The following is a 21,831-nucleotide window of genomic DNA, read 5'->3' as shown; positions in this document are numbered from 1 at the left end:
TGTAACCCCTTTCAACAAGTTAATTATATACCAATTTAGGTTAGAAAATACAAGTAATTCTTCACTAACCTTTGCATAATAAGAACTAGAGAAGCGAATTTTCGTTAAAATCAACCAAAGGAGATGGCATTCAATGAACCTAAAAGCAGCAAGCAAAAAGAAACTCTTTTTCTTAACCGTCGCTGGTGTCCTGGGAGGCTTTTCTGCCGGAACAAGTCTAGACATTGGTCACTTGCAGGTGCAAGCGCTGGTTACAGATCCGCAACCCACTGCGGTGGAACAAAGTAATTCTCAGCTAGCAACACAAATTGCACAAAATGGGATGGTCTTACTTAAAAACAATAACAACGCCTTACCCATTAGTCCCCAACAAAAAATTGCTTTGTTCGGTGCCGGCGCATATGGAACATACTATGGTGGTAGTGGTTCGGGGAGTGTTAGTTCACGAGATCCAATCAATATTTGGCGCGGCTTAAAAACTGCAGGTTATCAAATCTCTTCGGAAAACTGGTTAAACAAAATCAAAACCGACTACGACCAAAAGAAGTCTAAAACGGGCAATAGTGAACTGCTCGGTTCCTTTAAATATCGTGATCCGGCTTTATCAGACCAAGATTTTGCTAGTGCTCCAGCAGAAACTGGGATCTACGTCATCTCACGTGCAGCTGGTGAAGGAATCGACCGTAAGAACATCCAAGGTGACTACCAGTTAACTGCTAATGAGAAACAAAATATTCAAAAAATGGCACAGCATTACCAGCACAGTGTGGTTTTATTAAATGTCGGTGCACAGATCGATACTAACTTTATCAATGAAATTTTCCAATTAGACAGCGTTCTGCTTGTTTCCCAAGGGGGCCAAAATACTGGAACAGCCGCAGCTAATCTAATTGCTGGTAAAGAAACTCCTGCTGGCAAGCTAACAGCGACCTGGGCCAAGAATTATTCGGACTATCCAAGTTCCAAAAAGTTTTCTGATAATGATTTGAACTCGCTGACAGAAAGATACACAGATGGGATCTACGTCGGTTACCGTTATTTTGATTCCTATAACGTCACGCCTCAATATGAATTTGGCTACGGTCAATCCTATACAGACTTTGACATCAAGGCCACAAAAGCAACGGTTGAAAATGGCCAAGTTTCGCTCGCTTCGACCGTCAAAAATACAGGAACTAAGTATTCTGGCAAAGAAGTCGTTCAGCTCTACTACTCAGTTCCGCACAGCACCGTCCCAGCTGCCTTTCAGGAGCTAGGAGCCTACGTGAAAACTAACAATTTAGCGCCTGGGGCCTCACAGAAAGTCACACTAAGTTTTCCACTAAAAAATATGGCCAGCTATGATACCCATTATCATGCTTACAAATTATTTAAAGGTCAATATCTCTTACGCTTAGGGAACAGTTCACGCAACACCCACGTTGTCGCTAAAATGGACTTACCAAATGACGTAACTACCCAAACTTTGTCCAGTGAATCTGCCCCTAAATTTGATCCGACTCAGCTCAAAGGGAGCAATAATACTTATACTCCTGCCACACAAAAAACCGAGATTGCAGCCGCACCCACTATTAGTTTAAGCACAGGTTCAATTAAAGCCGGCCAACAGCTAGCAGTCCAAAAAGCACAAACATTTAGAGCACCCGACTTTGCCTTTGGGTCCAAAAATAGCCAAGGTAAAACTTTAAAAGATGTTTACGACGGCAAAATCTCGATGAAAGACTTCGTCAATGGTTTGAATCAGACTCAGCTTTCACAAATTGTGGAAGGAACACTTGATCCACTGACAAAATCCGGCCGTGAGTCACTCTTGCATATGATTGGGATCGGTGGCGTATTTGGCGGCGAATCTAAGCTTTTACCGGGAGCCGCCGGACAAACCACAGACGATTATGACCAAACTTTAGGCATCCCAGCTACTGTCAGTTCAGACGGGCCCGCCGGTTTACGGTTACCACAAAGTTATGAAAAAGATGGTGTGACCTACTATAACTACGCAACTGCCTGGCCAATCGGAACTTTAGTTGCACAGACCTGGGAACCCCAACAAATCTATCAAATGGGACAAGCGACAGCTAAGGAAATGAGTGAATTTGGCGTCACAACTTGGCTCGCACCAGGAATGAATATCCAAAGAAACCCACTTGGTGGACGAAACTTTGAATATTTCTCAGAGGATCCATTAATTGCTGGAATTTCAGCGACCGCAGAAACTCGTGGTGTTCAAGCAACTCCCGGAATTGGTGTAACGATCAAACATTTTGCGGCTAACAATCAAGAAGCCAATCGCATGCTTTCAAATAGCATCATCGGTGAACAGGCATTACGACAAATCTACTTGCGCGGCTTCCAAATCGCAGTTTCAGATAGTCAGCCACAGTTTATTATGTCCTCATATAACAAGCTGAATGACAAATATACTGCCACCAACCATGATTTGTTAACTGATATTTTACGTGATGAATGGGGCTATAACGGCACAGTGATGACTGACTGGATCAGCTTACCAGGTGTCACTCGTCCACAAGACGTCATCAATGCGGGGAATGATTTGATCATGCCTGGCGGGTCACAAGGAATGTTGGCGCTCAACGCTAGAACACACCCAGCAACAATGACTAATTTGAAAGTCTCCGCTGCCCGCGTTCTAACCGTGATCATGAATAGTGACAGATTTGCACAAAAATATCATGTAGCAGTTAAGTCATACACACCAGCAAATGTTCAAACAACATTTACCGCTAACAATCAAGGCTGGTAAAAATCACAGGGTGGAGTGAGGCGGGAGAAAGCGTACACTACCGGGACCGGGGAGTTAATGCGGTTTAGGCATTGACCCCTGGTTTGGATAGGCGGAACTTTCTGTTTCACGGAACCCGACTAATAATCACAGAGTGGAACAAACCGGGAGAACTTGAGCACCATCGGAGCCTGAACTTTAATGCGCTTTTGGCATTGAAGACTAGGCTTAGATGGGCAGAGAGTTCTGGTTTTAGAAACTCGACTAAAAACGACCCCCATTTTAACGGTGAAGGTCGTTTTTAGTCTTAAATCATAGTTGGTCTTTACGCAAAAAGGAAAAAATTAACCCACTTACTTTGTGTTTTTTCCCAATACCCCTTACACTTAACTAATATGCCAAGCAATTTTTGGCTCGCAGTTGACCGCCTTTTTAGTCAGACAGCCTCTGCCCTATTGCACTAAATCAAGCTATTGGAGAATTAACATGATAAAACTAATAAATTTACCTGACGAACTAACTTTGATTCAAACCAGCAAACTAGCCCCCGTCGAAATTGCTGAACTAATGGGACGCTACGGCTTAACTCAAGAAGTGATCGACTATGTCATTGACCGGGATGAAAGCCCGAACTATGTCTACGATGAAGATAGCGGCGATGAACTGTTTATCGTTCAAATTCCACATGCCATGCAGGGCACTGGACTACGTTATATTACCCAGCCTGTGGGCTTCCTGTTGCACGAAAAAGCACTTTTTACCTTTAATCCTAGTGGTGAATCTGGTTTCGACCAAATTCTCGCCAAAAATCTGCACAAACATGCACATAACCTAGCTGAGTTACTCTTTGCCGTCCTCTTTGATTTAATGGATAGTTTTGTCCCAATCATGCATCAGTTAACTAAACAGCGAAATCAGCTAGACAAGGTTCTTAATCAAGAGATCAAAAATAAGCAGTTAGTTTCCTTATCCCACTTGCAACAAACTCTGTCATATTTTTCTAGTGCCAGTGAGCTAAATTTGACGATGTTTCATAAACTACCGCGAACACACTTTTTCACGACTTCTACAAGTCAAGATGAGCTAGATGATAAAAAAGCGATTTTAGAAGATGTTACTATTGAAGGTGAACAGGTTGCACGCATGATTGAAACCGAATTAGCCGTTGTCGGTCGGATTGGTGATACCTTCAACACGATTGCCAATAATAACCTAAACGACACCATGAAGACCCTCACCATTTGGTCATTAGCACTGACCATCCCCACGATTTTAACCGGTTTTTACGGCATGAACGTTAGACTACCCGGATCACATAGTTCTACTGCCTGGTTTGGGATTATTTTGTTATCCTTAATAATTGCCCTACTCTTACTGCTTGGTCTCAGACTCCGGCATAAACTTTAAACCAAATAAAGCTAGTAGTTCAATCAGAAACAGAACTTTCTGCATTAAACTACTAGCTTTTTAGCATAGATTCAATTAAGTTAGTGAAGCAACTAATTAACACCACTCGCCTTTAGCGAGATATTTGGACAACCTTCCACTCAAGAAAGCTCTCCTGTTTCATTTCCACACCAACAGTCTTTCCCTTAAGTCCTGTTGCATAGTGAAGAGACTGACTGGTTCCACCTTGGGCATCAGACGTCTGCTTACACCGCGTTTTTTGATTCAAATTAACTAAAAAATCCGCAGTCTGTTTGTCAGCCGCAAGTTGTTTCAGTTTGGAATATTCTTTCTTTTCAATCATAGTGTTTATTTGGTGATTCAGTTCCAACGCTACATAACTATCTGAATAAACAAAGAAAAAAGCAACTACTATGACAACCACAGCACATAAAGCTAAGCCAAATTTTCTTTTCATTGCTACATTTTTCACCCGATTTTTGTTTGTTGATGGTTATATCATGTACTCTCTTGGGCAAACAATCAAGTGTTATCCTCAACAAAAATGAGCGCTAGAAATTCAATCTGCTTGTTTAGCAAATTTGGTTTCTAACGCTCGTTTTTTATTTTAGAATGTCTCTTAAATTATTTAACTCGTAATTCTTTCCAGCCTTGACTCATACCAGCAGGATTCCAAACATAACCATGAATGTTAGTCCGCCATAATTGAGCAGTTGCTGGCTGATACAATGGAATAACTCCTTGTTCTTGCATCAAAATCTTTTCCGCATTAACTAAATCTTCATAGCGTTTCTGTTTGTTATTGGCATCTTCTGCGCCAGAACGTGCGATCAATTGATCATATTGCTTGTTGGACCACTTACCACTATTGGAAGAATTATCCGAAGTTAACAAGTCTAAGAAATTGATTGGGTCGGCAAAATCAGCACCCCAGTTAGAAATTACCAAATCAAAGTTTCCATTATCAGCACGAGACATCCGGCTTAATTTAGGCATGTTTGAGACACTAACTGTTAATCCAGGTAGTTCACTCAAAGAACTTTGAATGTATTCTGCGACCTTTTTGCTAGAATCAGTATCATCGCCTAAGACATTAAGCTTCAAGGAAGTCATCCCAACTTCTTTTAAGCCTTGTTTCCATAATTTCTGTGCCTGTTTAGGATTATAGGCAACCCCAGACTTAACGTAAGCATCGTCAGCGAAATCGGCGTTAGTCTTCGGATTATGATAGAAGTTCGTTGAAACAAAGCCCTTTGATGCCGTTGAACCGTCATGTAAGACCTTCTTGGCTAATTTGTCACGGTCAATTGCTTGTGATAAAGCCTGACGGATCTTCAAGTTTTGCAAAGCTTTATTCTTCGCCTGGTTCACATGCATATACATCGTAGAACCACCAGTAAAGGTCTTATAGTCCTTGCGATTCTTCAAGTTTTGGACTTGTGAACCATCCAAGGTCGTGACGTCTAACTTCTTTTGCTGGTACAAATCATAACCAGTTGACGGACTCTTGATCACCCGCATGTTGATCCGGTCTAAATGAACATGCTTTTTATCCCAGTACTGTGGATTTTTAACTAATGTCCATTTTTCGTTAGTCCCCTGCCATTTTGTAAGTTTGAAAGGACCATTGGCAGTCATTTTAGCACTAGATGTTCCGTAATCCTTGCCGTATTTTTTAACAGCTTTTTCCTGTTGTGGGAAGAAGGTTGGAAATGCCAACAATTCCTTGAAATAAGGAACTGGCTTATCCAGTGTCACAACTAATTGGTCTTTGCCGTTCGCCTTAACACCTAATTGATCAGGCTTAACCTGCTTTTTTTGTACCGCTTCGTAATTCTTAATGCCGGCTAACAAATATGAGTAGCCAGAAGCAGTCTGTGGGTCAGCCGTCCGTTGCCAGCCATAAACAAAATCTTGGGCTGTGACCGGGGTTCCATCGGACCATTTGTCAGTTGTTCGTAAGTTAAAGGTATAAGTTAAACCATCTTTTGAAACTTCAGAACTTTTGGCTAAGGCATTTTCAAGCTTACTTTCCTTGCCCAAACGATACAGTCCTTCACCAGTATGATATAACTGCGTCAACGCTACAGATTCTTCTGCCTTTGAAGGATCCATAATTGAGATCTCAGATGAAGTACTTAAATTAACTTCATTTTTCTGAGTATCTTCAGCTTGGTTGGACGTCCCTTTACCACAAGCAGCCAAAGTTAGTACTGCCGCGGCTGTCACCGCTAGTTTGCCAAAATATGCAAAATATTTATTCATCTTATCCTCCTATGAAATAGTCTTTCTATTTATCATTGCATTTCATCACAACTAATATCATTTCCATTGTACCACAGATTCACTTATTAAAGGTAAGAATAACTATTATTCATCTACCTCGATATTTACCAACACAACACCCTTGATTGAACCTTTTATCCGTTTAACTTATCAGATAAATTATTAATATCCCAACAAATCCAACTTGTTTAGCGTATAATGAAAGCGAATAGGCCTTTCATTAATTCTATGAAAACAGCCTCACAAACAGTTACTAAATTACTGCACATTTAACCACAAATTTAAAGGAGACGTTTTTTTGATTACATTAAAATCACCACGAGAAATTGCAGGGATGCAACATTCTGGCGCAATTTTAGCCGGGGCTCACATCATGTTGCGTGACAAATTACACGTTGGGATGGACACCTGGGAAATTGAACAACTAGTTGACCAGTACATCCAAGCCCATGACGCCACTGCGTCTGAAAAAGGAGTCGACGGCTACAAATACGCTACTTGTATCAGTATCAACGATGAAGTTGCCCACGCTACTCCCCGTCGTGGCTTAAAACTCAAAGACCACGATGTTGTGAAAGTTGACTTTTGCGTGAACTGGCATGGCTACCAAAGCGATTCTGCCTGGACCTATGTCATCGGCGACTCTACTCCAGAAATCGATGAACTGCTGGCAGTCACACACAAAGCCTTATATTTAGGGATTGAACAAGCTCAAGTCGGCAACCGTGTCGGCGATATTGGTCACGCCATCGAAGACTACGTAGAACGTCAACACCACATGGGTGACGTGCGGGACTTAATTGGTCATGGCATCGGACCTTCTGTGCATGAAGCTCCTGATATTTACCATTATGGAACACCACATCAAGGTTTACGGTTAAAAGCCGGGATGGTGATCACGATCGAACCAATGGTCAATGCTGGTGGTTCATGGGAAATTGACACAGAAGTCGTCCCAGAAACTGGTTGGGAATACTATGTTTCAGGCGACCGCAGTTTGTCAGCCCAATTCGAACATACGCTAGCAATCACAAACGATGGGCCAAAAATTTTAACGTCCCAAGACCCAGAAGGAGACAAAAAATTTTTACTAAAATAACAGAGCGGAACAACCCGATTAGAAGATGAGCACTAACAGGTTTTCGGGCATAATGCGATTTTGACATTGTGAGCGAAAACTGGTTAGGCGGAGTCTTCTGGGTTGCGGAGCTCGACTAATCACAGAGCGGAACAAAGCGGTTAGTTCCCGAGCATTATCGTGACTGGGCCTTGAATGCGTTCTTGGCATTAAAAGTTCGGTTGGGATAAGCGGAAGGAGCTGCTTTGTGAAGCTTGACTACGAACACAGAGCAGAGTGAGGCGGTTAAGAGACGAGCACTATCGTAGCCTAGCCTTTAATGCGGTTTCGGCATTGAAGGTTGGGCTGGGATAGGCGGAATCTCTTGCTTCACGGAGCTCGACTAATCACAGAGCGGAATGAAACGGGGAGAAAGTGAGCATTATCGGAACTAGGGACTAGTGCGGTTTCGGCATTGGTTCCTGAGTTTGGATAAGCGGAGCTTTCTGTTTCACGGAGCTCGACTAAGATCACCAAACCATCTCAAGGAGGGAAGTAATAATGGTTTTAAAATACAAGAAAGTTGCCTTTGAAATTTCTAAAAAAATTGCCAACGGGGAATACACGGATAAACTTCCAAGTGAGGCACAGTTAGTTGAAAAATATCAGGAGAGCCGGAACACAATTAGAAATGCGATGGATGCCCTATTTGAACAAGGCTTAATTAAACGGGTCCAGGGCAGTGGTTATTTCGTCAATGTTCCCTTACACAGTGACGGTTACTTTATGAATATCGCCGGCAAAAATGGCTTAGGCCGTTTAGGAAAAAAGAAGAGCATCACTTCCAAAGTCTTGGCATTAGAAGTCCAACCAGCAGGTCCAGAATTAGCCACCTATCTGGATTGTGAACCCGAAGACCAAGTTTATTATGTCAGCCGGCTGCGCTACTCCGACCAGGATCTCGCTAGTTTGGAACATGCCTACTATTTGAAATCACAGGTTCCTTACCTCACAAAATAAATCTGCGAAAAATCAATTTTTAACTTTATCATTGAAAATCACGACATCGAAATCACAAATGCTGATGACTATATCAGCACCTACAGTTTAAGTGAAAAAGAAGCCAAGGAAAGCGGACAACCAGTTGGAACGCCAACATTACGGGTTGAGGAAATCAACTGCACGAAAAATGAGCATCCTTTTAACTACTCAAACTCTTATTATTTCCAGAAAGATATGACGATTTACATGCATATCAACAACTCTTTGACTTAAAAATACAGATTAACCCTTAAAGAAACCACTCAAGTAATTTTGGGTGGTTTCTTTCTTTTAACTTGCAAAATTGATATATACCAATTTTGTGATTTTACTCTGAAATTTATTTTTTCTGTGTTTTCACCCTTGATTTTAGGTAAAAACTAAAGTACGCTTATAAACATATGCTACTTAATGCACTTGTGTTCATGCCTACATTCTCCAGATGTGACATAGGATGTTGATCATCCATAACATAGCTCGAAACCCGTCCTTTTGTGGGTTTCTTTTTTGTCTCTGCAAAAATTTTGTTAATCAACTCTTGCTATTTACTAGTGAAAAAAGGTAAGATAGATTCCATAAGATTCATCGTGAAATTAGTACTTTCATAACCAACAACAGGAAGTTAGTCCCCGACTGAAAGCTAACACTAATATGGCACAGTATTACATAGGTTAACACCACCTCTATCAGTGTAGATTGGCAGTTTGCGACAGATAGTTAGCATTGCCAAAAAGGCGGACTTCAATGAAAGTCCGTGAAACTTGGGTGGAACAGCGTTGAAAACGCCCCTTGTACTAGTTGATAGTACGAGGGGGCGCTTTTTTTTCGCTCTCAAAAATATAAGGAGAATTATTAGATGGAACAACAGCAAAAACTTTCTCGCTCTTTAAAAAATAAGCACGTCCAAATGATTGCAATCGGTGGTGCAATTGGAACTGGTCTTTTCTTGGGCTCTGGTAGTGCCATTCATAAGTCTGGTCCAGCAATTATCTTATCTTACTTGATCGTCGGAATCTTCTGTTTCTTTATGATGCGCACGATTGGAGAGCTACTACTATCTGACTTAGAGCAACATTCAATTCTAGATTTTGTCAAAATCTACCTTGGCGACCGCTTAGAGTTCGTCACTGGTTGGTTATACTGGTTTTGTTGGGTCAGTTTGGCGATGGCGGACTTAACCGCTACTGGAATTTACGTGAAATACTGGCTGCCAAACATACCGCAGTGGATCACACCGTTGATTATTTTGTTATTTCTCTATCTCGTTAACCATGTGAATGTTCGCTTGTTTGGTGAATTAGAATCATGGTTTTCATTAATCAAGGTCATCGCGATCATTGCTTTGATTGGTATTGGCGTCTTCTTGGCGATTTTCAAGTTTAAGGTCGATGGCCAAGCTGCTAGTTTTGCTAATCTTTGGCAACATGGTGGCTTTTTTGCGACTAGTGGCTACAGTTTTTTAATGTCTTTTCAAATGATCGTCTTTGCCTTTGTTGGCATCGAAATGGTCGGATTAACTGCTGGAGAAACTGAGAACCCTCAAAAGAACCTACCTGCAGCAATTAACAGCTTGCCAATCAGAATTGGATTATTCTACGTTGGGTCCATGATTGCCATTATGAGTGTCTATCCGTGGGATAAGATTTCCACCACTTCCAGTCCCTTTGTTCAAGTTTTTGCCGCCATCGGGATTCCCGGAGCCGCTGGAATTTTAAACTTCGTCGTCTTAACCGCTGCCCTCTCTGCGACAAATAGCTGCTTGTTTAGCACTAGTCGAACTTTATTATCTCTAAGCAGTAGCGGCAACGCGTTACAAAAGCTGACTCGGGTCAACCATCGCGGTGTTCCCGTTGCTTCTTTGAACTTCTCCACCGCTATTTTATTGATTGCAGTCTTATTGAACTACTTAATGCCCGCCAGTGTGTTTGAATTGATTTCTAGTGTTTCAACAATTAGTTTCGTCTTGGTCTGGATCATCTTAATTTATTGTCATCTAAAATATCGCCAGCAAAATCCAACTGGTGCTGCCATTTTCAAAATGCCTGGCTATCCAGTGACGGACTATCTCACACTGCTATTTTTTGCAGGGTTCCTAGTCTTCTTATTATTTGACACAGCAACACGTTTGCCTTTACTAGCAGCGTTACTGGCATGTTTTTGCTTATTTATCAGTTACCCACTTATTTTCAATCACAAGGCGGAGTGAAACGGGAGAAAATGAGCACTATCGGGACCTGGGAGTTAATGCGATTTCGGCATTGACCCCAGGTTTGGATAAGCGGAACTTTCTGTTTCACACAGCTCGACTAAAAATCACAAAACTGGAAAAAATGAGCTAGATTTCTTCCAAGTAAAAAAGCCTTCAGTGCGAAGGCTTTTTTGCTACTCTTTATTTAGTTTCGTGATAGATTTTTCGTAAATTAGCCAGATCTTGTGGGGCAAAAGTCGTTTTTCCTTGGTCGATCGGGTACATGATAGATTCACGATTTTCCGTGTGATCTAGGCCCAGAGCATGCCCAATTTCATGCAGTGCCACCGATAGTCGCGGTGGATAAGCGGCATTTAATTGAGCTTGACCACTGTTTAAATCATAACCATTCAACCCTAACTGTGGGTAGATTTGTGGGCCACCAACTCCTAATTCCTGCAATAAACTATGACGTTTAGCTTGTTTATGGTAGGTCTTAAAAGCTAGTTCATTTCCCTGTCCGTTCGCTTGACCAGGCACTAATTTAACCAAGCCAGTCTGGTTATAGATCCTGACTGCTTGTTGAAAAGTACTGCGATATTGTGTTGGCATTCCGTTTTCAAAATGGTAGTAATACAGACGATTTAGTTGCCGGTTTTGAGCAACATCTTCAATGCCATCTGAATCAGCAGTAGTCGTTGTTTCTTCATGTAAAGAAGGAGCAGTCACACTATTAGCGACCTGCTTAGCCAACAATGTACTAAAATCATTCATTTGACCAGTCAATCGTTGTCCAAGATTTGGAGTGAAAAAGATACGCACAGTTAACAAGATTACTGCCACTGCCACGATTCTTTTCAAAATTTTCATTCTGCCCCTCCTTTCTCATGCACCTTAGGTTTAACAATTAATTGTGCTAACTGTGACTCAGTATACTGCTGGTGCACCCAAGGTGACTGGGTAGCGAGTAGCAGATTTAAACCAATTAAAATCACTAAATAAGAAATTACCGCTCCAGCCACGATTCCTAAAAGCGAATTTCCCCAACCTATCAGTGGCCAACGGTTAATTTTATTTAACCAACGTCCTACACTTTGAAAAACACCGCTAACTATTAGCATTAATGTCACAAAAACAATGACATAGGTGATATAATTTCCTGCAACAGAAACTGATTGATGGAAATACTTCACCATAATCTGGGTGACCCAATTAGTCACATCATGGCTATAGTACATGGCAAAAATCACGGCCAACACCATCGAAATCAGGCTGCTGACCTGTAACAACAGGCCCGTGCGATAGCCATGCACAGCTCCAATTAGCAGGAAGACGATAATCATTCCAGAAAAAAGCATCATTTCATCCCTCTTAGTTTCTAATAATTGCTTTCGTCTTACTAGTATACTGGATAATCGCCCTAAAAACAGTGCCTGCCATGAAACTTATTTATTTTTAGCATTTCTTAAAATCACAGAGCGGAGCAAAGCGGTTAAGACTCGAGCACGATTGAAGGCTGGTCTTAAATCGGCGGAAAGTCTTGCTTTGAGGAGCTCGACTTAAATCACAAAGCGAAGTGAAACGAGAAAAAGCGAGCACTATCGGAACCTGGGAGTCAATGCGGCTTTGGCATTGATCCCAGATTTGGATAGGCGGAGCTTTCCATCTCACAGCACCCATCAAAAAAGTCCCAGTAAATTTTTTAACGCCAAATTTACTGGGAACTTCTTTTAGTTTCAGGTTAATAATTTCCAATCGGAACGACCATTGGGCTATGAACAATAGGATCTTCCACGATCAATGAATTCAGCCCAAAAATTTGCTTGATCAAGTCTGTCTTCACTACTTTTTCAGGCGTACCTTCCGTGACCAGTGCCCCATCCTTTAAAGCAAATAGTTTGTCAGCATAGCGTGCAGCTAAATTGATATCGTGCAAAATTAGGACGATTGTTTTTCCGTAGCGATGGTTTAGATCCGCTAACAAATCGAGAATTTCGACTTGATAAGTCATATCTAAAAAGGTGGTTGGTTCATCTAAGAAAATAATATCTGTCTGTTGAGCGAGGGCTAAAGCGATCCAGACCCGTTGCCTTTGCCCGCCAGATAGTTCACTCACATCTCGTTGTGCTAGCTCACTGATTCCAACCATTTTCATTGCTTCAAAAACTGCTTGTTCATCCGCCTTAGTAAACTTGCTAAATAGTGAATGATGTGGGAACCGCCCCTGACTGATTAAGTCGACTACTTTCAAGCCGACTGGGGCACTTGTTTGTTGGGGTAAAATGGCCAAGAGTTGTGCAACCTGCTTGGCAGAATATTTTTTCAACTGTTTGCCATCCAAACACACCTGTCCGGACCTGGGACATAAAAAGCCGCCTAAAACCCGTAACAAGGTCGACTTGCCGCACCCATTTGACCCAATCAAAACACTAATTTTACCGGCCGGGATCCGCAGCGAAACGTCTTTTAAGATATCTTGTTGTGCATAACCTGCCGTGATATTTTCACAATAAAATTCATGTTCGCCCATTTTAACCTGCTCCTCGCTTACTAAGATGAATCAACTGTAGAATCAAATATGGTGCTCCAATTAAGCCCGTGATCACTCCGACCGGAAAACGGTAAACAAACGCATACTGTCCGACTAAGTCAGCGGCAATCACTAAACATGCTCCAAAAATCCCCGCTGCTAGAGCATTATTACCAGTCTGCCCCATAATTTTATTAGTCAACGGTCCCGCCAAAAAACTCACAAACGCAATTGGACCTGTCACTGCCGTCGCTAAAGCCGTCAAAATCACGGTCGTTGCCAATAAAATGATTTTTGTTTGCCCAACATTGACCCCTAACGAACGGGCAACTTCCTCGCCCAGATTTAGGAGCTGTATGCGCTGACCAAAATAGAAGATCACTGGTACCAAAAGTAATAAAGCTCCATCTAACAAAGGTAATTGGTTCAACGAAATGCCATCCAAACTCCCATTCAGGCAGCGTAATGCTTCCGGCAAATCACGTTGATCGCCATTCACTGTAAAATAAGAGATCACAGCGTTATAGAAGGCTTGCAGACCTAAACCAATAATAACGAGCCGAGTTGTTGCCAAACTTCGCTGATTTGATAAGCCAAATAGTAATAACACCGTCCCGATCCCAGCTCCAACTGCGGCAATAATTCGGACCGTTTGGCTAGTATGGAAAACTAGAATACAAATCACTACCGCGCAACTTGAACCAGAACTGATCCCTAAAATATCTGGATTAGCCAGTGGGTTGCGTAACAACGTTTGAAAGACTAAACCAGCAATCCCAAAGGACATTCCCGCTAACAGTGCGGCTAGTAGCCGTGGCAGTCGTAATTCCAAAATCGTAAAGGATGCGCCCGCCACAAACTTTCCGCCTAAAACTTGCCAAACTTCACTCACGGAATAAATCGTTTGCCCATACAATAAGGCACAACTACTCAGGATCAGTAAAATAACCAGCAAGAAGCCTAGCTTAACTCTGCGTGAGGTTTGTCGGCGATGACGTGCGGCAAAAATTTTTTCAATGGTAATTTCATTTTTCATAAGGCACGCACCTTCATTCTCCGAGCTAAGAAAATCAAAACTGGTGCTCCGACCAAGGCGGTAATAATACCGACACTAATTTCAGCAGTATCGCTGACTAAGCGGCCGATCACATCAGCACTTGTCAAAAACAAGGCACCCACCAAGGCGGACAATGGTAAAACCTTTTTGACCTCTGAACCAAAGATCAGTCGAGTAAAATGCGTCGCTAGTAACCCGATGAAAGCAATTGGTCCTGCCAGAGCGGTCGCCGTTGCACATAAAGCGATTCCTGCCAAACAAGCAGTGAGACTAATCAAAACCGCATTGACTCCCAAACTTTGAGCGACTTCACTCCCCAGCATCAAAGCATCTAAACCCGGAGCGCAAGCCACAGCTAGGATCAAGCTCAAGAGAAATAACGGCACAAAGACCTTGATCCCCATGACACTCGCCGAACCCAAACTGCCGACTTGCCAAAAACGAAACTGGTCCATCGCTTCTTGTTTGACTAAAATCACGATCGTGACCAACGACGAAAACATCATGCTGACACCCGTTCCCGCTAACAGCAGGGTCAAAGCATCTAGTCGTTTGCCTAAAGCCACAATGCCAAAGACTAACCCAGCCGCCACTAATGCCCCAATAAACGCTACGATAACGTATTGTCCAGCAGTTGAGATTTTGAAAAAAGCAATCCCGCAAACCACAAAAAAGGATGCCCCCGTATTGATCCCTAAAATACTCGGATCAGCTAACGGATTTCGCGTCACAGACTGCATTAAAACTCCAGCTACTCCTAGCGCTGCCCCACATAACAAGCCAAAAGCCATGCGGACGATCCGCTTATCAACGATACTGCTAAGCAGTGACTGCTCATTGTGGTGAAACAATAGCAGGGTCAAAATTTTGTGACCAGAAATATCCTTAACTCCCCAAAAAACTGAGGCTAAACAAGCCAATAACAATAGAATTACTAATAAAAACACTACCCCAGACTGTAACTGCCACCGTGTTTTTAAGTAACTGCTAATTTTCATTGAACTTTACCAGCAGCTTTTCCTAGCAATGACAAGTATTCAGTTAAGGTGTAGTCAATTGATAATGGGGTTGGTGTTCCGGCAGCGACAATTGGCGAATCACTATCAATAAATGCCACAGATCCCCGCTTGATCGCAGGAATTTTTCCTAACACAGGATCCTTCTTTAAAGCTGCGTAAAGCTTCTGATCACCATAGCCAACAATAATGTCAGTTTGGTTTAAGACATCTGCTCGTTCAGCACTGAAATCCTTGGAATAAGCATCTTGCTTTTTAATTTCTTTGGTCAAACTTTGCGGATATTGCAAGCCAAACTCTCTTAATAATGCTGGTCTAGGATCTGCAGGAGTATAAATCTGGAATTTTGATAAATCTTGCGCAGAAAAATTGACCCAAGTTACCGTTTTATTTTTTAACTGCGGATATTTTTTGACTGCCTGGGTAATCTTTTGCTGAGTTTTGGTAATTAACCGTTCTCCCTGCTTTGCTTTTCCCATCCCTTTTGCATTTAAGCGGACTTGTTGTTTCCACGAAGTTGTCCATGCTGACTTGGGATAAGCAACAACAGGTGCAATCTTGCTTAGCTTTTGATATTCTTCTTTGGTAATGCCGGAATATGCGGCTAAAATCACATCTGGTCTGGCATCTGCAATTGCTTCAAAATCTAAGCCATCAGTATCACGAAAAACATTGGGCTTCTTAGCGCCAATTTTTTGGAGTTGTTTTTTAGTCCACGGCAACAAACCGCTTTCATCTTTCACCCCAAAGTTTGCCGCCGAAAAGCCAACCGGCTCCACTCCTAAAGCCAGTGGGATGTCCTGGTTTCCCCACTGAATCGTCACTATTCGTTGTGGTTTCTGTTTGATAACTGTTGTGCCAAATTTGTTTTTGATTTTAATTGGATACTGGCTTTCGTTATTTTTTTCACTAACATTTTGCTGGGTTTGCTTCGCCTGATTACTTTGGCAACCACCCACTAAAAAAAGTGTACATAATAATAGTAGAAATACTGAATTAATCTTGTTAAGTCTTGTCATTACGGTAACCACCTTAGTTTACTCAGTTTAGAAACGCCAACCCATAATTCTTAATTGAGAATCGTTTTCAATTACAATTATTCACAAATTCGCCAAAAATAGCAAGGCTTATTTGACTTAAATCAAGTTGTTTATAATTTTATTCACAAAGATTATCACTAAGTCCCGTTACCATCGCTCTCGTTTCTAAATTTCACAGTCTTTTTTCCAAAAAACTTTTGCTTGTCTTGTTACTAACTCTATGTTATTTTTATTACGTTAACCTTATTAAGAAAAAAAGTTGACGTAAAAGGAGGATTACTTTTGAAAACCAAAGATTTAACCACAGTAGCATTGATGACTGCAGTTTTATTAATTTTAGGCGTCATTCCCGGAATCCCACTCGGATTTATTCCCGTCCCGATCGTCCTACAAAATACTGGTGTACTCTTAGCCGGCTTACTTTTAGGACCCAAACGCGGTACACTGTCTGTTTTATTATTACTACTTTTAGCCGCTGTTGGTTTACCTGTTTTATCTGGTGGACGTGGTGGACTACCCGTCTTAATTGGTCCCACAGGCGGCTACTTATTAGGCTGGTTGTTAACACCGCTATTAATTCATCTCGGCCTAACCCTACTTAAAAAACAACCACGTCCTGCACTGCAATTATTAATTTGCTGGTTAGCCGGTGTGTTGTGTGTCGATTTAATTGGGAGTTTATGGTTAACCATCCAAAGCAACATGCCATTGGTTCCCGCTCTTTTATCCAATCTTGTTTTTATACCTGGTGACACACTCAAAGTCATCCTAGCCTTTACTATGGCTAAAAGTTTGCAAGCCCACAGCTTGTTCCGTAAAACGTCAAATTAAGCGCCACAATGTTTCACGTGAAACATTCGCACAACAAAAAAGTCCAGTCGATTTTTTGACTGGACTTTTTACAGTTGCTTATTTCAAAATTTCTTCTAAGATCTGATCGACCTGTTTAAAGGTCTCTGCGGGTTCATGGTTATTATCCACCACAAAGTCCGCTAACCGGTGGCGGGTCGCTGGGTCCATTTGACTATCCACTCGGGCTTGTGCCTCTGCCTCAGTCAAATTATTGCGACTCATTAAACGTTCTAATTGAACTTGCGGATCGATTTCAACAACTAACACAGAGTCGCAGAACCGTTCGCAATGGCTTTCAAATAAGAGCGGAATATCCAAGATCACTAAAGTGACATCTTTCTGCTCAGCAGCACGAACCTGCGCTAACATTTCCTCTTTGATCAATGGGTGCAAAATATCATTGACCAGCGCTCTTTTTTCTTGGTCATTGAAAATAATTTGTCCTAAAGCGCCACGATCCAAACTACCATCTTCAACGATAATTTCTGTACCAAATTTGTCCGCCAATTGCTTTAAACCAGCAGTCCCTGGTTCAACTACCTGGCGTGCCACGACGTCAGCATCAACGATTACAGCTCCTTGTTCGTACAGATAGTTACTAACGGTACTCTTCCCACTGGCAATTCCACCGGTTAAACCCAAAACATAAGTCATGTCTAAACCCCTCACTTTTTATCACAGAGCGCAAAAACTCGCTTAGAAGACGAGCATTAAGGGGCAGGGACATTTAATGCGCACTTGGCATTGAAGGTCCTTGCTTTTTAAGCGGAATCTTCTGAGTTTTGAAGCTCGACTATTATCACAGAGCGGAGCAAACTGGGAAAACTCGAGCACTATCAGACCTCGGTCTTTAATGCGCTCTTGGCATTGAAGATTGGGGTTGAATAGGCGGAAAGTCCTGGTTTGCGCAGCTCACCTATAATCACTAATTACCGTTTATTTTACGCTAAAAGTCAGGTCAGTGCTACTTTCTCAACTTAGAAAACTAGTTCTTCTAATGCTTGGGCAATTCCATCTTCATCATTTGAAGCTGTTTGATAAGTGGCATGTTCTTTAGCTAGTGGAGCGGCATTTCCCATCGCTGCAGCTTGTCCCGCAAAATCAAACATTGGAATATCATTTTTTTCGTCACCAATCGCTAGGATCTCACTCGCGGATAAATTCAATGCTTCAGCTAATTTTTTCAAACCTGCACCCTTATCAACTCCCGGCGCCATGACCTCTAAAAAGTTATCCGCCGCGCGAACGACATAATTATTAGCTCCGAAAGCCTCGCGAACTGCAGCTTCCTGCTGGTCGAATTCTGCAGTTTCACCTACAAAAACTCCTTTGATCGCAGTAAAGTCAGCTGGCAGTTCATCCGGTGTCCGAATTAGCAAACCTGCACTATTTTCCCAGGCTTGAACAACAGTGATCCGGTTCACGTCATGGTTACTAGTATAGATTTCACCATTCCGGTCCAAGACATTGTATTGCAACCCAATTTCTTTGGAATAAGTATCCATTTGGCGGTAAACCTGATTCGTTAAGCCTGTCTCAGCAATCACCTGTCCAGTGACTGATTCGATCACACTGCCGTTATAAGTGATTACATATTGTTCATCACCACTGATCCCGATTTCGTTTAAAAATGGTTTAACCCCAGGTAAAGGCCGGCCAGAACACAAAACGATCTTAACCCCTGCCTCTAAAGCACGTTGTAAAGCTGCCTTAGTAGCTGGCAAGATTTTTTTCTGTGAGCTAAGTAAAGTATCATCAATATCAATCGCAACTAATTTAATTGTCATGTCGCTCCTCCTTTATGGTTACGCTTTCATCATAACTTATTGGTACTTCTTACGCAAGAACCAATAACACTAATTATGTTTTGTAATTCATAAAAACTAATCAATCGCCGCTTAGACAACCAATTTGGGACATAAAGAAAGCCCTGAACCCCTTGATAAACCAGAGTTCAGGACCATTTTTCTATTTTTTTATTAGCTGCCAAACACAAGACACAAAAAACCAGCAACCCAAGTTAACCTTTCATCACCGCGATAAATTTTAATTTGTTATTTTACATTATCGGTGATCCGTTAACATGACCTGCTGGCCTTGGTTATTTGAAAGGAGTACATAATCCCATCATTCACCTGCGCACCGTTTCCTCTGACCGTGTCGGAAACAGCCTATATCTCATAAAACCTACGGTATGCGTTTGAACCTTTGGCATACCTCCGTGGGATTTAAACCCCTTTCCAACTCTTATACTACACTATTTTTGGAAAAATGCAAGCGTTTTCTTCGAAAAAGATATTTTTATTTTTGAGCCTGTCAAAGGCTTGTTAACTTAGGTTTCTTAGCTAAAAAAAAGACAGCTGTTCAGGATATATGTTACGATAATAAGCGGTGTCTTAAGTCAACTACCACGGGTTAAAACCCGTGGCTTGTAGTCGGTAGCATCCACCGGATACCTGCTACAATTTCACTAGATACAGCACCGCTCCTTATGACCGCAGTCAGTAAGTCGTCTAACATGCCAATTACCAAGTGCATTCAGCCCCCAAGTTGCCAAGGGGCTTTTTCTCGCTTTAAGCTAATGACTCGATTCCTCTCGCCAAAATATTTTTGGCAGCATTATGATCACGGCGATGCTGAGTATGACATTGCGGGCACTGCCAAGCACGATCCTTCAAAGTTAGCTTGTGTTTACCAGTCAACAAAAAGCCACAAGCTGAACAAGTCTGGGTGGTATTACAGGGATTGATAGTCACAAATGTCTTACCGTAAAGCTCCGCTTTAGTTTGCATTTGTTGCAAAAAGATCCGCCAACCTGTATCACTGATGGACATGGCAAGTGCGTGATTCTTTAACAGATTACTACTTCTTAATTCTTCAGCAACTAATAAGTCGTGGTTCTTGACTAATTCAGTTGTCAAATTATGTACGAAGTTCAATCGTTGATGAGCCACTTTACTTTCCATCTTAGCCACTAATAATCGTTGCTTCTGATAGTTTTTAGCATCACATAAGTGACGATGTTCCTTCTTTGCTCTGACTTGTCGCCGGGAAAGTTTCCGTTTTTGACGGTTAAGTTGTTTTAGTATTTTGCGATAATACTGCGGATTAGCCACAACTTCACCATTACTGTCAGTCAAAAAGTTTTCGAGATTTAAGTCAACGCCTAGTTTTTTGGTAGTGAAGGTCACGGTACCAATAAACGGTTGGACAGATGCTAGCTGGAAGCTCAAATAAAAACAATCATCACTATCCTTAGAAACAGTCACGGTACCAATTCTAACGTTCTCGCGCATCTCCCAGATTTTGCTACGAACAGAACTAGTTTTGATCAGACCGATTTTCGGTAATTTAACATGATTGCGGTCCAGAAACTTAACTGACCCATTCAACAAAGAAGGAGTACTGATTTTCCCGGAGTACTGTGCGTTAGTTTGATACCGCCAACGATAACTTTTCTTGTGAAAAACAGGTATCCCACTCCGATGAACTTTCCGAAAAGCTTTCCAAGCCTTAGCGTAGTTTTGTTTAGCGTTCGCTAAAGCTAAACTATCAATATTGGGGTGATACAAAAATAAGTGTTCCTCACAAATATTCTTGGTTGTTTTCTGGCGCTGTTTCAGTTGTTCGCTCCGTTGCTGGATTTGTGAAATTGGTATCTTGGATTTTTTTAACTGAAATAGTTCTTTATTAATCCCAACTAATTCATTGTAGACAAAGCGACTAGCGTCACTGTTCCGCTTAATAATTGCCTTTTGCTGACTAGAAGGATAGCAACGCACTTTAATACCATAATGATATGGCATTTTTTTCATACTTAATTTTGCCATCTTGTATTCACCTTCTTCCTTGACATGTGATATTATTATCATATATCAATGCATACTATATCTCAAGCATTATGCTCCTAGATAGCAATAAGAAAGGTTGTTTACAATGCAAAAGAAAAACAAGGTCGAAGAAGCAATTTACACGCAACGTTATGTTTATAATTTTCATTTTCATTTGATTTGGACCACAAAGTACCGCCATCAAACATTTACTAGCCCAGCTTTAGTCCAAGAGATGAAAGATCTCTTGCTTCAAACTGCTGAAAAAAATAAAATTGTGCTCGAAAAAATGGAGGTCATGCCTGACCATGTTCATTTATTAATTAGTTTTCCCCCAAGTAAAGCACCAACCTCAGCCATCAAAGCTCTCAAAGGGCGAAGCGCTCAACTATTCTTAGCAAACCATCCCGAAATCAGGCAAAGCCAATTTTGGGGTGGTCACTTATGGTCACCTAGTTATTATATGAGTACCCTTGGTAATATGAGTCAAGAAACTGTGGAGAAATACATCGAGAACCAACACTATAACTCCAAAAAATAGGTATATCCTAACGACACTCAAAAGACGCATTCATCCCATGACTAAAGTCACGGGATTTCTGCTCAATTTTTAATTAAATCACAAACAACTTAAAAAAAATTTCAGTTCTCAAGTGACTGAGATGCACTTGATCTTTAGACATGTGGTTTTAAGTCAAGCGAAGGTGATAAATAAATTTTAAAAACTTTCTAGAAAAGACTTGATTTTTGGCGCACTTTAACAAGCCCCAAAGTTTCAATTTTTTAA

At 41.5% G+C, this 21,831-nt stretch carries 17 protein-coding genes and 1 pseudogene; 7 read left to right on the top strand and 11 right to left on the bottom strand.

Features of this window, described 5'->3' with window-relative positions; translation table 11 throughout:
* The first annotated feature begins 133 nt into the window (after positions 1 to 133).
* Together LPAF129_RS05635 and LPAF129_RS05630 are read left to right on the top strand one after the other, a co-directional pair.
* Complete coding sequence (locus LPAF129_RS05635) at positions 134 to 2,761, top strand: glycoside hydrolase family 3 protein (protein WP_244055185.1); 2,628 nt, start codon at positions 134 to 136, stop codon at positions 2,759 to 2,761.
* A gap of 465 nt (positions 2,762 to 3,226) precedes the next feature.
* On the top strand, positions 3,227 to 4,147 hold the full coding sequence (locus tag LPAF129_RS05630; protein WP_244055184.1) for a magnesium transporter CorA family protein: 921 nt from the start codon (positions 3,227 to 3,229) through the stop codon (positions 4,145 to 4,147).
* A 112-nt stretch (positions 4,148 to 4,259) separates the two neighbouring features.
* On the opposite strand, the gene LPAF129_RS05625 is transcribed toward LPAF129_RS05630, so the two are convergent.
* Positions 4,260 to 4,604 carry a hypothetical protein gene (locus LPAF129_RS05625; protein WP_244055183.1) on the bottom strand — a complete coding sequence of 115 codons (345 nt, stop codon included), beginning with the start codon at positions 4,602 to 4,604 and terminating at the stop codon, positions 4,260 to 4,262.
* 167 nt (positions 4,605 to 4,771) lie between these two features.
* The gene (locus LPAF129_RS05620; RefSeq protein WP_244055182.1) at positions 4,772 to 6,412 is read right to left on the bottom strand and encodes a peptide ABC transporter substrate-binding protein; all 1,641 of its coding nucleotides are present in this window, start codon (positions 6,410 to 6,412) and stop codon (positions 4,772 to 4,774) included.
* A gap of 319 nt (positions 6,413 to 6,731) precedes the next feature.
* On the opposite strand from LPAF129_RS05620, the gene map reads away from it, so the two are divergent.
* The 3 genes and pseudogenes from map (at position 6,732) to LPAF129_RS05605 (ending at position 10,737) form a co-directional block, all read left to right on the top strand.
* Positions 6,732 to 7,532, top strand: a complete 801-nt coding sequence (gene map, locus LPAF129_RS05615) for a type I methionyl aminopeptidase (protein ID WP_244055181.1) — start codon at positions 6,732 to 6,734, stop codon at positions 7,530 to 7,532.
* 519 nt (positions 7,533 to 8,051) lie between these two features.
* A pseudogene (locus tag LPAF129_RS05610) lies at positions 8,052 to 8,765 on the top strand (GntR family transcriptional regulator).
* 622 nt (positions 8,766 to 9,387) lie between these two features.
* Positions 9,388 to 10,737, top strand: coding sequence for an amino acid permease (locus tag LPAF129_RS05605; protein WP_244055180.1), 1,350 nt, complete (start codon positions 9,388 to 9,390; stop codon positions 10,735 to 10,737).
* A gap of 183 nt (positions 10,738 to 10,920) precedes the next feature.
* Here the strand turns inward: LPAF129_RS05605 and LPAF129_RS05600 are convergent, their stop codons facing one another.
* The 6 genes from LPAF129_RS05600 to LPAF129_RS05575 form a co-directional block, all read right to left on the bottom strand.
* The gene (locus LPAF129_RS05600) at positions 10,921 to 11,589 is read right to left on the bottom strand and encodes a matrixin family metalloprotease (protein ID WP_244055179.1); all 669 of its coding nucleotides are present in this window, start codon (positions 11,587 to 11,589) and stop codon (positions 10,921 to 10,923) included.
* Positions 11,586 to 12,080 carry a CvpA family protein gene (locus LPAF129_RS05595; RefSeq protein ID WP_244055178.1) on the bottom strand — a complete coding sequence of 165 codons (495 nt, stop codon included), beginning with the start codon at positions 12,078 to 12,080 and terminating at the stop codon, positions 11,586 to 11,588. The genes LPAF129_RS05600 and LPAF129_RS05595 overlap by 4 nt, the downstream gene beginning before the upstream one ends.
* Before the next feature lie 380 nt (positions 12,081 to 12,460).
* A complete protein-coding gene (locus LPAF129_RS05590) occupies positions 12,461 to 13,249 on the bottom strand; it encodes an ABC transporter ATP-binding protein (protein WP_244055177.1) in 789 nt (262 codons plus the stop codon).
* Between the two features lies 1 nt (position 13,250).
* Positions 13,251 to 14,285 carry a FecCD family ABC transporter permease gene (locus tag LPAF129_RS05585; RefSeq protein ID WP_244055176.1) on the bottom strand — a complete coding sequence of 345 codons (1,035 nt, stop codon included), beginning with the start codon at positions 14,283 to 14,285 and terminating at the stop codon, positions 13,251 to 13,253.
* Positions 14,282 to 15,304: a FecCD family ABC transporter permease gene (locus LPAF129_RS05580; RefSeq protein WP_244055175.1), complete on the bottom strand. Its 1,023-nt coding sequence runs from the start codon at positions 15,302 to 15,304 to the stop codon at positions 14,282 to 14,284. The genes LPAF129_RS05585 and LPAF129_RS05580 overlap by 4 nt, the downstream gene beginning before the upstream one ends.
* Entirely contained in the window at positions 15,301 to 16,341 is a 1,041-nt protein-coding gene (locus LPAF129_RS05575) for an iron-siderophore ABC transporter substrate-binding protein (protein ID WP_244055174.1), read from the bottom strand. Before LPAF129_RS05575 ends, LPAF129_RS05580 begins: the two co-directional genes overlap by 4 nt.
* Positions 16,342 to 16,644: 303 nt before the next feature.
* Between LPAF129_RS05575 and LPAF129_RS05570 the strand changes: the two genes are divergently transcribed.
* A complete protein-coding gene (locus tag LPAF129_RS05570; protein ID WP_244055173.1) occupies positions 16,645 to 17,193 on the top strand; it encodes a biotin transporter BioY in 549 nt (182 codons plus the stop codon).
* A 78-nt stretch (positions 17,194 to 17,271) separates the two neighbouring features.
* Here LPAF129_RS05570 and coaE read toward each other — a convergent pair whose 3' ends face one another.
* The 3 genes from coaE to LPAF129_RS05555 form a co-directional block, all read right to left on the bottom strand.
* A complete protein-coding gene (gene coaE / locus LPAF129_RS05565; RefSeq protein ID WP_244055172.1) occupies positions 17,272 to 17,868 on the bottom strand; it encodes a dephospho-CoA kinase in 597 nt (198 codons plus the stop codon).
* 323 nt (positions 17,869 to 18,191) lie between these two features.
* Positions 18,192 to 19,001, bottom strand: a complete 810-nt coding sequence (locus LPAF129_RS05560; RefSeq protein ID WP_244055171.1) for a Cof-type HAD-IIB family hydrolase — start codon at positions 18,999 to 19,001, stop codon at positions 18,192 to 18,194.
* Positions 19,002 to 19,787: 786 nt separating this feature from the next.
* Entirely contained in the window at positions 19,788 to 21,029 is a 1,242-nt protein-coding gene (locus LPAF129_RS05555) for an RNA-guided endonuclease InsQ/TnpB family protein (protein WP_244055256.1), read from the bottom strand.
* A 121-nt stretch (positions 21,030 to 21,150) separates the two neighbouring features.
* Between LPAF129_RS05555 and tnpA the strand changes: the two genes are divergently transcribed.
* A complete protein-coding gene (gene tnpA / locus LPAF129_RS05550) occupies positions 21,151 to 21,585 on the top strand; it encodes an IS200/IS605 family transposase (RefSeq protein WP_244055170.1) in 435 nt (144 codons plus the stop codon).
* Positions 21,586 to 21,831 lie beyond the last annotated feature (246 nt).

The organism is Ligilactobacillus pabuli (assembly GCF_022836475.1).
Taxonomy (GTDB): Bacteria; Bacillota; Bacilli; order Lactobacillales; family Lactobacillaceae; genus Ligilactobacillus; species Ligilactobacillus pabuli.
Note: the sequence above shows the minus strand (reverse complement) of the source record. Positions and strands in the feature narration are given on the sequence as shown.

Coding starts and splice junctions, on each gene's coding strand:
- LPAF129_RS05635 (WP_244055185.1), top strand. CDS start 134: ATGAACCTAAAAGCAGCAAGCAAAAAGAAACTCTTTTTCTTAACCGTC.
- LPAF129_RS05630 (WP_244055184.1), top strand. CDS start 3,227: ATGATAAAACTAATAAATTTACCTGACGAACTAACTTTGATTCAAACC.
- LPAF129_RS05625 (WP_244055183.1), bottom strand. CDS start 4,604: ATGAAAAGAAAATTTGGCTTAGCTTTATGTGCTGTGGTTGTCATAGTA.
- LPAF129_RS05620 (WP_244055182.1), bottom strand. CDS start 6,412: ATGAATAAATATTTTGCATATTTTGGCAAACTAGCGGTGACAGCCGCG.
- LPAF129_RS05605 (WP_244055180.1), top strand. CDS start 9,388: ATGGAACAACAGCAAAAACTTTCTCGCTCTTTAAAAAATAAGCACGTC.
- LPAF129_RS05600 (WP_244055179.1), bottom strand. CDS start 11,589: ATGAAAATTTTGAAAAGAATCGTGGCAGTGGCAGTAATCTTGTTAACT.
- LPAF129_RS05595 (WP_244055178.1), bottom strand. CDS start 12,080: ATGATGCTTTTTTCTGGAATGATTATCGTCTTCCTGCTAATTGGAGCT.
- LPAF129_RS05590 (WP_244055177.1), bottom strand. CDS start 13,249: ATGGGCGAACATGAATTTTATTGTGAAAATATCACGGCAGGTTATGCA.
- LPAF129_RS05585 (WP_244055176.1), bottom strand. CDS start 14,285: ATGAAAAATGAAATTACCATTGAAAAAATTTTTGCCGCACGTCATCGC.
- LPAF129_RS05580 (WP_244055175.1), bottom strand. CDS start 15,304: ATGAAAATTAGCAGTTACTTAAAAACACGGTGGCAGTTACAGTCTGGG.
- LPAF129_RS05575 (WP_244055174.1), bottom strand. CDS start 16,341: ATGACAAGACTTAACAAGATTAATTCAGTATTTCTACTATTATTATGT.
- coaE (WP_244055172.1), bottom strand. CDS start 17,868: ATGACTTATGTTTTGGGTTTAACCGGTGGAATTGCCAGTGGGAAGAGT.
- LPAF129_RS05560 (WP_244055171.1), bottom strand. CDS start 19,001: ATGACAATTAAATTAGTTGCGATTGATATTGATGATACTTTACTTAGC.
- LPAF129_RS05555 (WP_244055256.1), bottom strand. CDS start 21,029: ATGAAAAAAATGCCATATCATTATGGTATTAAAGTGCGTTGCTATCCT.
- tnpA (WP_244055170.1), top strand. CDS start 21,151: ATGCAAAAGAAAAACAAGGTCGAAGAAGCAATTTACACGCAACGTTAT.